The organism is Cryobacterium sp. CAN_C2 (assembly GCF_015751745.1).
GTDB lineage: Bacteria > Actinomycetota > Actinomycetes > Actinomycetales > Microbacteriaceae > Cryobacterium.
This window is the reverse complement of the sequence record NZ_JADOUX010000035.1, coordinates 1-11,192: the sequence shown is the minus strand read 5'-3', so window position 1 is coordinate 11,192 and position 11,192 is coordinate 1. Positions and strand designations below refer to the sequence as shown.

Sequence of the window (11,192 nt, the reverse complement as noted above, 5' to 3'; positions counted from 1 at the left end):
CGAGGTCAGCGCCCCGGCTGTCTCGGACTACCCCTATGGCGCCGCGGCGCTCGCGCAGCGCGACCGCCGACTGCCCGGCGGCCGCTGAACCCCGGTCGTTACTTTATGCGGATCCCCGCCACCGGAAGGCCCCTCAATCGCTGACTCCCGCCCAGATTCACGACCTGCCAAGGGCGAACTGCACCTGCACATAGAAGGGACTCTCGAGCCGGAAATGATCTTGCAGCTGACCGAGCGCAATGGCATCCGCTTGCCATCAGCCGAATTTGATGAGCTGTACGGGCAGATGAGAGTTGACAACTAGAGGAGCGTCAAATTCCGGAGTGCAACGTGCATAACGCGCAAGACGAGACGGGAGGATGTCGATAATGTCAGAGTCACAGCGAGTATTTGATTAACGATCAGTGACGACCTCGACGGGCGCTATCTGGCTTGTGATGGGCGGCGCTCTCACGCTCCTCTGCGGCGCGCTGCTCTTCGCTATGCAGTGGCTCAGCCTAGCCGGGGTCGCGACCCTGACCCTGCTGATCGTGATTGTCTTTCTCATCTGTGCGGTGATCGTCACGGCGATAGAGTGGGGCGCGGTCAGCCCGTCGTAATTTTGTCGACTTTACGATTCCGGTTTGATGCCGCAGGAGTTTTTCCGCGTCGTCACCAGAGGCTTAGAACTCTCCTTGGATGCGGATTTGTCATGTTAATAGGCGAGTTGTCGGGACAGCAAGCCGATAGATAGCAGTTTGTCGGGTCACGTCCCGCTGGACGGATGAAATCGCCGAGATGCGCCGGTATGGGGTCCGCGACACGCCCCCTAGCGGTGCTTTCGATTGGGTGCCGTCGGGGAGGTCCGGCTAGTGCGCAGACGATTACTGGGAGATTCCACGGTCCGGCCCGTACGGTAACGAGGCAACGCTCCAACTTGAACTCCGCCGCCCATAGGCTGGGTGGATGGAGAGCGGTCAATCGCCGGGTACCGGTCACGCACGCTTAAGTGACGTCGCTGCGACCGCTGGGGTGTCGCCCACCACAGTGTCGCACGCGCTCAGCGGTGCCCGCATGGTAAACGCCGCGACGCGGGAGCGGATCCTGTCGGCCGCACGCGAGCTCGAGTACATGCCCGACCGTGTCGCGAGTGGGCTGCGCCGTCGCCGTCGCCGCCGCTCTGGCGTGGTCGCCCTTATCGGAGACAATATTGCGGCGACTCCGTTCGCCGGACTTATCATCGAGGGCGCGCGCCGAGCGGGGCTCGAGCACGATGTGCTTTTGCTTGTGGACAGACCGTGGGGATCAAGAATTTATCGCAATATCAGATGAACATATCTTTCTCTCCTTTGCGGGGAGCGTCGAGCGGGTTTACCGTTGGTCATCGAGGGATTTATTGCTCCTTCGGCTCCGGGACCGGATGAATGCTGGCTTCTATTGCCAAGCCCGCTGGTCTTGATGCTTCGATGAGGCGCGCCGGAATTTTCCGGAGCACAAACCGAGAAGATGAGGAGAACGTAATGAAAGCTGTTGTATATCGGGGACCGAATGAGGTCAGCGTTGAAAACGTACCGGACGCAAAAATCGAACGCCCCACTGATGTGCTGGTGAAAATAACGTCGACGAATATCTGCGGGTCGGATCTGCACATGTACGAAGGGCGAACCGATTTTGAGATCGGTCGCACCTTTGGGCACGAAAACATGGGAGAGGTTATCGAAATCGGCAATGGCGTCGACAGGGTAAAAGTCGGGGACCGGGTCGTTTTGCCCTTCAACATCTCCTGCGGCTTTTGTAAGAACTGCGAGCGTGGCTTTACCAACTACTGTCTGACTACCCAGCCAAATCCAGTTGCGGCCGGGGCCGCCTACGGCTTCGCCGGGATGGGTCCCTACCCCGGGGGGCAGGCTGAGATGTTGAGGGTCCCGTACGGCGACCACAACTGTTTGCGTCTCGGCGAGGATGCTGAGGAGAAAGAGAACGATTACGTGATGCTGTCGGATATTTTTCCTACCGGTTACCATGCGACGGAAATGGCGGGGGTTATCCCGGGGGACTCTGTCGTGATTTACGGCGCTGGACCGGTCGGGCTGATGGCTGCGCTGTCCGCCACAATCAAGGGAGCCTCCAAGGTTATGGTCGTTGACAGTCACCCGGATCGCCTTCGGCTAGCGGCGGAGATTGGTGCGATCCCGATCGATTACTCGAAAACGGATCCGGTGCAATTCGTCCTAGATGAGACGAAGGGTGTTGGTGCTGATCGGGGTTGCGAGTGTGTGGGCTACCAGGCTCATGACCCCCAGGGTGTCGAGGATCCGGCGATGACACTGAATAATCTGATCAGGTCGGTGAGGTTCACCGGCGGCATTGGCACTGTTGGGGTGTTTTTACCGGCCGACCCCGGTGGGCAGGACGAGGATGCGCGGCAGGGGAAGATCCCGATCCAGTACGGTTTGCAGTGGTTGAAGGGCCAGAGCATGGGAAGCGGGCAGTGCCCTGTGAAGAAGTACAACCGCCAGCTGCGCGATCTGATCGCTGTCGGGAAAGCAAAGCCGTCGTGGATCGTCTCGCATGAGATCTCGCTCGATGGGGCAGCGGATGCTTACCGCCACTTCGGTGACCGGAATGAGGGATGGACCAAGGTGATCATCAAGCCACAGCTGCAAAACGCCTGAACTCGGTGAAGTTGGGCGGGACTTGGCGCTGAGCCCTGAGTCCCGCCCGGGTGCGCTGCCGGAATTTGTTGAGGCGAATGAGGCCAGCGTGAGCTTAGGTTGCCACTTGCTGCTCGGTCCTGTCGGCCAGAGTGCGATTCCGCACTGTCTTCGGGATGGTGAGGGTCCGGGGGTCATGACCTGTCGTGCTGCGTTCCGGTCCCGGGCGTTGGTCAAGATCGCGGACCGGTGTCGGGCTTTGGCTTTGGCTTTGGCTTTGGCGAGGCTAGAGTGAACGTCGGCGAGCGTGTTCAGTCCGATTCTGGTGTGGCGAGATTACGCTGATTTCTGTTTTCAGCGAACCCTTATTTTAAGAGAGCCCACTGTCCGAGATCTCCGCAGCAGGTCAGTGCGAAATGCTTTGCCACGCTCGTGCACGCGCAAGCTTGTGCCAATTGTTGCTAAAGCAGCCGTTCTGCGTGTCACGTAACCAAGGTGTCGCATACCTCATCGGCGGTTTCAAGCGGTGGAATCAACAGGGGTTATTTTCGTCTTCGAGGTTAGCTTGCTGAGCAGGTCGGCCGGTCGATCACACGGATTTGCGGCCGCGGCCGGACATGGTGCGCACCAGCCACCCAATAATCGCGATGACCAAGAGGATGGCGCCAATCCAAAGCAGGAACTGGAAAGCCTGAACAAAACCACCGACAAGAAGAAGGACAACCGCGATGATGGCGACGATGACAAAAAGATTCATATGATTCTCCCTTGGTATGGCAAAAAACAGTGACGCTACCGGGTTCTTGGGCAACAAGTGCTTCGCCTCTGAGTCAGCCAGAGAACTGTGCCGATGTCAAACCTCATGGGGTGCACTCTCCGCGACTAGGCATCAGTGGCAAGCGTTGGGGGCTGTTCGAGTCGGGAGCGCAGGGCTGCGAGGATGCGGGCGATGTCCATGGCGATGGCGGTCGCGGCGCCCATCGATGTCGCTGGCGCCGGGTCCCGCCGTTCGTCCAGTTCTGTCATGAGGGATGTAAGTGCGTCCGCCGCGGCGGAATACGCCGTCAGGTCTGTCTTTCCCGAATCCCAGTCGCGGAGCACCGTCGCCACCGCGTCAAGGGCCAGGCTCAGCGACGGGCGTAACTCTGGTTTCAGCTCGACATCGATCGGGGTGCCCCACACCGCCCCGGTAAGGACATATGTGAGATCTCGCACGTGGAAGGTGACGGTTTCGAGGGCAGCTAGGTCGTCGTAGTCAGCGCTCAGGTTTCGGCGGTGGATTCGAGCCCGCGGATTGGCTTTGCGGCTTTCGTCGGCATAGTGCAGCGCGGCCCGCACGTCGCGGGAGACGCTGACGACGGTGTCAGCGCGGGATGCCTAGCTGTCGCGCTCCGGCGGCCATTTCAAGGCCAAGGCTTCGGCGACCTCGGACAGGTGATCTGCCAGCACCGAGCGATAGTTCGAGAGCTGCCGGCCGACGGCGTCGAGGCTGAGCGCGGGAAAGATTAACTGAGTATTTGAGGCTTTGAGCACCATGTTGATCAGGAGCCCGATCACAATGCCGAAGCTGATTTGCGAGAGGTATCCGATGGAATACGCGTCGGCGTCAGGGCCGCCCACGATGAGCACGAACAAGACCGTGACCGGGATGTATTCACGGTTATTGCCGAACCACCCGGTGGCAGCGATCAGCGAACCGACGCCGACGGCGAGCGAAATAGTCACTACGTTCGGTGCGCTGACAACGAGCACTGCCGCTGCGAGCAGAATCCAGACTGCAAGGCTGCCGAGGGTTTGCAGGGCATGCCTCATCGAGCCCATGAGCGTGGGGTACATGCTCACGAGGGCGCCGAGCGGCGCGTAGTAGGGGTAGTCGTCGGCGACCCCGGGCACGTACGGCGCGACGGACCAGGCAATGCCGACGGCGACGGCGGCTTTGGCCGCCTGCAACATGCGTGTGTCAATGGCCAATCCGAACTGCCCGTGGGCGGCGTGGGCGGCTTGGGCAGGGCGTATTCCAGCCAACGTCGCAACACCGAACGTTTAGGAATAGCGATGAAAGACAATTCAAGAACCCGGAAAAAAGGCACCGGCGCGCTGCCGATGGCCGAGACACGTGTTGAATATGCTCGGCTCATGAGGCAAGGAATCAGTAACGCCGAGGCGTGTCGCACACTGAAAATTAATCGGCGAACGGGGATGCGCTGGCGCCACGGCCGGACCGTGAAAAAAGCGCACGGCCGCGAGACGACCTACGCCCCAATCTCCCGGATCGCCCCCACCGTAATCTCGCCGCGGTACCCGTCCGAGGACGAGCGGGTGCACATCGCCGACGCGCTGCACGCCGGCACGTCCCTGCGCCAGATCGCAGCAGCGCTGGGGCGAAGCCCATCCACCATCAGCCGTGAAGTGCGCCGCAATCAAGCCTCGCGCGCCAAGTGATACGTTCCCCGAGCTGCTCAAACGTTTGCCGACGCGGCACGTAAACGCCCTCGACAAAGCAAGATCGCCACGAGTACGCCATTGCGCGACGCGATCCAGAAGATGCTGAAGGAACAGTGGAGCCCGCGACAGATCAGCTACCAATTGAGCGTCGACTTCCCCGGCAGCCGGCCATGAACGTCGTCCACGAGAGCATCTACCAGGCCCTGTACTCGCCGCAGAACCACGGGCTAACCCGGGAAATGACGCGTCACCTGCGCACCGGGCGACGTGGACGCCTACCCCGCCGCAGCACCACCGCGAGGCGTTCACGCTTCTCGGGGCCGCTCCTGAGTGAACGACCCGCCGAAGTCGACGACCGCATCATCCACGGTCATTGGGAAGGGGACCTAGTCTGCGGGGCGTTCAACCGCTCGGCCATTGCCACGCTCGTGGAACGCACCAGCGGCTTCCTCATGCTCGTGCACCTCAACGGCAAGCACGACGCAGCAACCGTCCGCGAACGGGTCGGCACGGCGATGTCCGCCCTACCAGCGCACCTCAGGAAAACGCTGACCTGGGATCAAGGATCGGAGATGGCCGAGTACCGGCAGTTCCAGGAAGAAACGACGATCCCCGTCTACTTCTGCGACGCACATTCACCGTGGCAACGAGGCTCCAATGAGAACACCAACGGACTCATTCGCCAGTACTTCCCCAAGGGCACCAACCTGAACCTCCACAGCCCCGAACGCTTGGCTGAGGTCGCCGCCAAGATCAACGCTCGCCCCCGCGAATCGCGCAACTGGGAGCCATCGCAAACGCACTTCGATAGGCTCAAAGAACTAGCCCACATTTGATCGTGTGTTGCGACGATGGCTAGAAAACGCCCAGTTTGGCATGGCCGCTAACAGCCCACATCGACGGGTAATCCTTCAACCAATCAACCGTCATCCAAACCGCTCGATCGCGAACCTCTGTTGGGTGTTTCTTGGGCAAATTCGAATCCTTTCATCAGAAAGAAGACGGCAGGAAATCAGGGACGGTTCACCCTGCTGCAGCTTCAGGACCTTCAAATCGAGGTCCCGGCCGTAGTCTCGTGAACGTCCACGGCCTCGTGCTGTTGCTCTGGGTGCTGCGCTCAGCAGAGCGTCTCTACGAGGCGGCGCCGATAAACGCGCTCGCTTCCGCGTCGATCAGCTCCGGATAGAGAGGTTTGGTTGCGGGCCGGATCCGATCGGTAACATTGGCCAGTTTCCGTTGCGCAAGAAGCTCGAGGAGGGCAGACTGGCGTGGAGCCGTCGTGGTTTGTGTCCTTCTGGTGAGTTACTTTGAACGGTTCTCACTGACCATCCCACGATGGCTCACCACGTCGGCGATCCGACGCCCGGGAACGAGAGCACTACCTGCGACGTGACCGCAACTCACGACTGATCGTCGGCGCGGCACGACCCATACCCCGCGCAGCCGAACGGACACTGGCTCCACCCAACCTCAGATCCGCGTTGCGCAGAGGTTTCTTCTGGCCTAGATAGTGTTCTGAGGACACAATTGTTGGAACGGTTATTCGTCGGGTATCGGCTTTAATCCACTGGTATTCCTGTTTGCGAGCCACTCCTGTAGATTCTCACGCGCGGCCGCGGCCGCCATGCCCTTGCGAACCCGACCCCAGAACATGTTCTTGCTCTCCTTCATGACCAGATTCGACGCCATCAACAGCACCGTGGCCCGGTCGATCGGCGGGTATGCTCGCTGCAGTGGGCAACACGGCTACCGTGTCGTGTTGGCGTCCGTGAGCCAGTTGAGCAGGAGGTTGCTGGCGCGATTGTGGCTCGCGAGCACTTCGTGCTGTCGCTCGTGCCACAGGCGTGGGTCGCTGCCCGGTGCGGTGCGGTCGATGATGAACTTCGTTACCGGACATGTGTCCAGGTCGAAGGGGTGCGGGGATTCCCAGCGGGTGAACTGCCAGTGGTAGGCAAGCGCGCCCAGGTTAGTGTGAAGTTGCCCGGCCCGCTCGGGAAGGTGGAATTCCTCTGGCAGGCGAAACGTGTGCGCCCACGTGGGTAGCTCGGCGGCGGGCATCGGGCGGGCGAAGTAATAGCCCTGGCCGAGTGAGGCGCCGAGAACGGATGCCGCCTCGACGAGGCCGGCATCCTCTAGGCCCTCCACCACTACAGCTGCACGCATGTCGCGCCCCATCTGGGCCAGCGTAGCGATAAGGCTCAGCGTCTCGATCGGTTTCATTGCAACGTCCGCGAGCAGTCCCCGATCAACTTTGATTGTGTCAAACGGCAGCTGGGCGATCCGTTGGAGACTGCTGTAGCCAGAGCCGAGGTCGTCGAGGGCGAGGCCGACGCCGAGCTCAATGAGCGCATCGAACACCAAGAGCGGCGCGGCTTCGTCGAGCTCCTGTGTCTCGAGAAGCTCGAGGCAGAGCCGGTGCGGGGCCACGCCAGAGTGGCTAAGAGCCTCCGTAACCCATCGGATGAAGTCCAGATGCTGCAGGGTCGACGGGGCGAGGTTGACCGAGACGTCGACGGCCAGTCCCTCCGCGTCCCACCGGGCGATCCATCCGAGCGCATCTTTTAGGCCGGTGCGGAAAAGCTCGTCCAGGTCTTCGTCGTTGAGTCCTGCCAGGAAGCGCTCCGGCGGGACGATCGTGCCGTCGGGCAGTATCAGCCGGGCCAGCGCTTCGACCCGGCGCACGGCACCGTTACGCAGATCGATGATCGGTTGCATATACATCGACAGTTCGCCGGCGAACAACTGGTCTTGGTTTGAGCGGGCTCGCTCACTGTGTCTCCCAGCTGGCACACGCGGGATGGTGGCTGTGGCGGCTTGTGGTGCATCGGCGGACTCGGGGCCGATGTCAGACACGAGTCGCCACCACGATTCGGCGTTGTCGCTAGTCGCCTTCACCAACTGGAGTGCGCGGTCTGCCAGTTGACGGGTACCCGCTTCCGATCCCGAAGCCGGCAGCCGGGCGATACCCATTGTGATCCAGAGAAACACTGACTCACCATCAACTACGAAGGGTGTCTCGACGGCCTCGTGTATGTCGGCGAGCCTTCCCGCGAACTCTGGTGATGCGTCGTCCCCCAGGTTATCGAGCACCACGGCGAAGGTTTTACCGCCAAGGAAGGCGAGGTAATCGCCATCCCCCAACAGGTCAGAAAGGCGGCGGGAAAACTCCGCGAGTACTGTATCGGCTGCAGAATACCCAAATGTGCTCGCGACCCTCCGGAGGTCGTTGAAGTCAATAAGCCCGAGCCCGGCCTGCCGGGTGCTCGCGGCGTTCGCGTTGCTCGCGGCCGCCTCCGATCGGCGCCGTAGATGGGTCTCGAACTCGAACCGGTTCGGAATTCCGGTCACGGCATCGTGGGTGGCTTGGTATCTGAGCTGCTCCTGCTGGCCAACCCTTGTACTCGCGTCTTGCTGCACGCTGACGAAGTGCGTAATTATCTCGTCAGGGCCCCGGAGGGGCACGATGGTCAGCCTGTTCCAAAACGGCGAGCCGTCCTTGCGATAGTTGAGGATGTCACCGTCGTAGGCCTCTCCCGCAGCGATGGCCCGCCGGATCGCATCCTTGTCTTCGGGCCGGGACCCTGGCCCCTGCAGGAGCCGGCAGTTGGTGCCGAGGACTTCCGCTTCGGAGTACCCCGTGATCGCAGTGAAGGCGGCGCTCGCGTGCAAGATGTTCTGCTGGGCGTCGGTGATGAGTGAGACGCGGGAGGTCGCCGCGAAAGCACGGGCCAGCAAGGCTGCACTTGCCCCCTCGGTCGGCTGACTCTCTACCCACCCCGAAAAGGTGGCCTCCACGATCCGATTCATCCCCGCCCCCAAGAAAAACCGCTGCCCGTATGCGTCACAAGGTGGTTAGCAACCGCGACCGAAGCGGACAACGCGCGAGGCCCGCCTATGAGCACTATCGGCTGCCAGTGTCCGTATGTTAGCGGCCACGACAAACATCGACTTGAATACCGAGGTTATTGGTGACGTTGATCGCTGTATCCGCAATGATTCCAGCACCCACCATGGCGACCTGCCCGTTGCGAACGTCGCTTTGGATTTTCGTGACCGCCATCGCGCTAGCGTGAGCGCTAGCTTGGACATCCCGCTCTTCTTGCATCGCGCGTTCAATTGCCGCGCGCCGGGCGCGATAGGCACTGGTGCCCGGCACGTGGGCTAGAGCAGATTCTTCACCGTACGAAGAAGCACCGTGGTAAACCTGAATCCACCGGTCGACCGCTGGTGGAATTGTGATTTCGGTTTGATTGGGTTTCGGGCGTGGTTGAGGGTTGGGCCTTGATGCCGTGAGTGTTCCACTGGGGTTCCTGGTTGCGCCGTTTGGGGCTGGGTGGTTAGGTGGCGGCGCGGCCGGGTGGGCTGCAGGCGCTGGTGAAAAGCTTGGTCCAGCCTTCTTCCCAGGGCCAGTGTTCGGGCAAGTGCAAGGTGATGCGGCGGGCGGATGTGGAGACTCGCGCGGCGACGTTTACGAGTTTGCGTCGGATGGTCGCGGTGACGGCTTTGCCGAGGGTGGGGCTGGCGAGTGTTCCGGCGGCGCGGGTGAGGTTGAACGCGATGCAGGCCAGCACCAACCAGGCCGCGTTGGCCGTGAAAACGCCGGACGGGAAGTGCGCCAGCGCCGACGCTTTCATATCTGCGTTGAGGTTTTCTATGACGGCATGTTGGCGGTGGGTTTTGTCGGCGTCGACGGTGTTCAGGGTGCTGGTGGTGAAGAACGCGTGGAAGCGGAACAGGTCAAAGAGAGCGCCTTGGCCGGCGGCAACGGATTTGTTCAGCTCCGGGATGCGCCGCACGACGAGGCGCCCAGCGACTTGTTCGCTTTTCTTCTTTGAGCCGAAGGCGGTGAAGGCAATCTCGGCGACTTCCGCGTCGGAGATCCACTGCCCGGTCGTGTCGTCGAATATTGGGGATAATCGTGCCCGGGATAGGCTAGCCCAATGAGCAGCGGTATCGCTTGGCTGGTGGGCACTTGGACAGCATTCGCTGTCCTCATAGCGACAACCTTTGCTCTGCTGGTTCTGTACCGGAACAAGAGCCGGCTCGCCGAGACGCAGCTCGCGCTCATCGCTCAGCCACGCATCAACGCCGCGCTTGGAATTTTCGCGATTCTCGTCGCCCTTGTGCTTCTCGTCGTTGGGATTGTTTTTCTCGGAACGGGCGAGCCGGCGGGTCGGGGATTTCTAGCACTCGTTTTAGCCGGTTTGCTCGTGGTCGCGTTCTTTACTTGGATCGCGTGGCGGCCGTTCCCTAAAGAGCGGGCCGATCCGAACGCCTGACGCCTAGCTTGTTCAGAGACTCAGATGCGAACGCCGCGATATTGTTCTCCAGTCTCGAGATCCCGCTGCGTACGTTCGCTCAGTCGATCTGGCGTTCCTGACGCCACAACTGTCTCTCAACCCATAAGTTACGAGACCGCAGCTCGAGCCGGTAGGGCCAGATAGCGCTGCGAAAACGCGGCCATTTATCGTCGCGATTCACGCATGCTGGGCACAGCCGGTGTGACGCAGGGTCGGCTGCTGGTCCTGTCAAAGGAACCCTTAGTGAGATGGCGCCCCAAGGTTTTGGGCGGCAGTCTGCACCTCGAGAATTGCGAGAGTCTTTTCGCTCGCATCACGAATTCGACGAAGGGTGCCGACGATGCTGATGCTCGCGAACACGACTACGAGGATGAGGATAACGAGCAGCCAGATGGGATCCATGTCTTCATCCTTTCAGGAGCGCCCGCCTGCGCCGGCAAGTGGAACGGTCAACGCAATCGGCAGCAGACCCAATGGGAGTGTTGCGACGACCGGTTGAATTCGCCCATGGGTTACGAGACGGCTCGGTATTGGAAGGGTTGTCAACCGTTGAAATCAGTTACCAGGGAGAAACTGGAACTCTGGCCCTGTCTCGGGTCGGTGTCAACAACTTTCGACCAACTCAATTGATCCCGTGCCAATCGCGCGACTTGGCGTGTCCCCAAGTGGATCCTGGAAAGCTGCGACCTATCGCCAGAGCGCGTCATCACTTGGCAGGCCGGAATTTGTCAAGCCGGATGAGGCCAGTGGGAGTGAGGCGGCTAGTTTGGCCTCGGTGCTGTCGGTGGGTTTGTTGATCCAGGCGGTCGCCGGA

At 61.0% G+C, this 11,192-nt stretch carries 12 protein-coding genes and 2 pseudogenes; 6 read left to right on the top strand and 8 right to left on the bottom strand.

Translation table 11 applies throughout. The features are described 5' to 3' along the window. Nucleotides 1–136 precede the first annotated feature (136 nt). The 4 genes from IWX77_RS17345 to IWX77_RS16585 all read left to right on the top strand — a co-directional run bounded on the left by IWX77_RS17345 (nt 137) and on the right by IWX77_RS16585 (nt 2,654). Complete coding sequence (locus tag IWX77_RS17345) at nt 137–304, top strand: hypothetical protein (protein WP_442784493.1); 168 nt, start codon at nt 137–139, stop codon at nt 302–304. Between the two features lie 100 nt (nt 305–404). Beyond that, nucleotides 405–599 (top strand): hypothetical protein, encoded by a 195-nt coding sequence (locus tag IWX77_RS16595; protein WP_196845655.1) that lies wholly within the window; start codon nt 405–407, stop codon nt 597–599. 346 nt (nt 600–945) lie between these two features. After that, nucleotides 946–1,311 carry a LacI family DNA-binding transcriptional regulator gene (locus IWX77_RS17560; protein ID WP_442784492.1) on the top strand — a complete coding sequence of 122 codons (366 nt, stop codon included), beginning with the start codon at nt 946–948 and terminating at the stop codon, nt 1,309–1,311. A 188-nt stretch (nt 1,312–1,499) separates the two neighbouring features. Beyond that, nucleotides 1,500–2,654, top strand: coding sequence for a glutathione-independent formaldehyde dehydrogenase (locus tag IWX77_RS16585; RefSeq protein WP_196845653.1), 1,155 nt, complete (start codon nt 1,500–1,502; stop codon nt 2,652–2,654). A 568-nt stretch (nt 2,655–3,222) separates the two neighbouring features. On the opposite strand, the gene IWX77_RS16580 is transcribed toward IWX77_RS16585, so the two are convergent. From IWX77_RS16580 to IWX77_RS16570, 3 genes are all read right to left on the bottom strand, one after another. After that, complete coding sequence (locus IWX77_RS16580; RefSeq protein WP_196845652.1) at nt 3,223–3,390, bottom strand: hypothetical protein; 168 nt, start codon at nt 3,388–3,390, stop codon at nt 3,223–3,225. A gap of 125 nt (nt 3,391–3,515) precedes the next feature. Beyond that, on the bottom strand, nt 3,516–3,971 hold the full coding sequence (locus IWX77_RS16575; protein WP_196845651.1) for a hypothetical protein: 456 nt from the start codon (nt 3,969–3,971) through the stop codon (nt 3,516–3,518). 39 nt (nt 3,972–4,010) lie between these two features. Continuing rightward, entirely contained in the window at nt 4,011–4,604 is a 594-nt protein-coding gene (locus IWX77_RS16570) for an FUSC family protein (RefSeq protein WP_196845650.1), read from the bottom strand. Nucleotides 4,605–4,769: 165 nt separating this feature from the next. Here IWX77_RS16570 and IWX77_RS17555 point away from each other — a divergent pair. Continuing rightward, a pseudogene (locus IWX77_RS17555) lies at nt 4,770–5,914 on the top strand (IS30 family transposase). Between the two features lie 703 nt (nt 5,915–6,617). Here IWX77_RS17555 and IWX77_RS17340 read toward each other — a convergent pair. The 4 genes and pseudogenes from IWX77_RS17340 to IWX77_RS16550 all read right to left on the bottom strand — a co-directional run. Next, nucleotides 6,618–6,749, bottom strand: coding sequence for a hypothetical protein (locus IWX77_RS17340; protein WP_327012279.1), 132 nt, complete (start codon nt 6,747–6,749; stop codon nt 6,618–6,620). Nucleotides 6,750–6,824: 75 nt separating this feature from the next. Further along, nucleotides 6,825–8,885: an EAL domain-containing protein gene (locus IWX77_RS16555; RefSeq protein WP_196845647.1), complete on the bottom strand. Its 2,061-nt coding sequence runs from the start codon at nt 8,883–8,885 to the stop codon at nt 6,825–6,827. 118 nt (nt 8,886–9,003) lie between these two features. Further along, nucleotides 9,004–9,138, bottom strand: a complete 135-nt coding sequence (locus IWX77_RS17335; RefSeq protein ID WP_327012278.1) for a hypothetical protein — start codon at nt 9,136–9,138, stop codon at nt 9,004–9,006. A gap of 277 nt (nt 9,139–9,415) precedes the next feature. Next, nucleotides 9,416–9,985: pseudogene (locus IWX77_RS16550) on the bottom strand (transposase); the annotation flags it as partial. A gap of 33 nt (nt 9,986–10,018) precedes the next feature. Between IWX77_RS16550 and IWX77_RS16545 the strand changes: the two are divergent. After that, nucleotides 10,019–10,357, top strand: coding sequence for a hypothetical protein (locus IWX77_RS16545; RefSeq protein WP_196845645.1), 339 nt, complete (start codon nt 10,019–10,021; stop codon nt 10,355–10,357). A 261-nt stretch (nt 10,358–10,618) separates the two neighbouring features. Here the strand turns inward: IWX77_RS16545 and IWX77_RS16540 are convergent, their stop codons facing one another. Next, a complete protein-coding gene (locus IWX77_RS16540) occupies nt 10,619–10,780 on the bottom strand; it encodes a hypothetical protein (RefSeq protein WP_196845644.1) in 162 nt (53 codons plus the stop codon). Between the last annotated feature and the right edge of the window lie 412 nt (nt 10,781–11,192).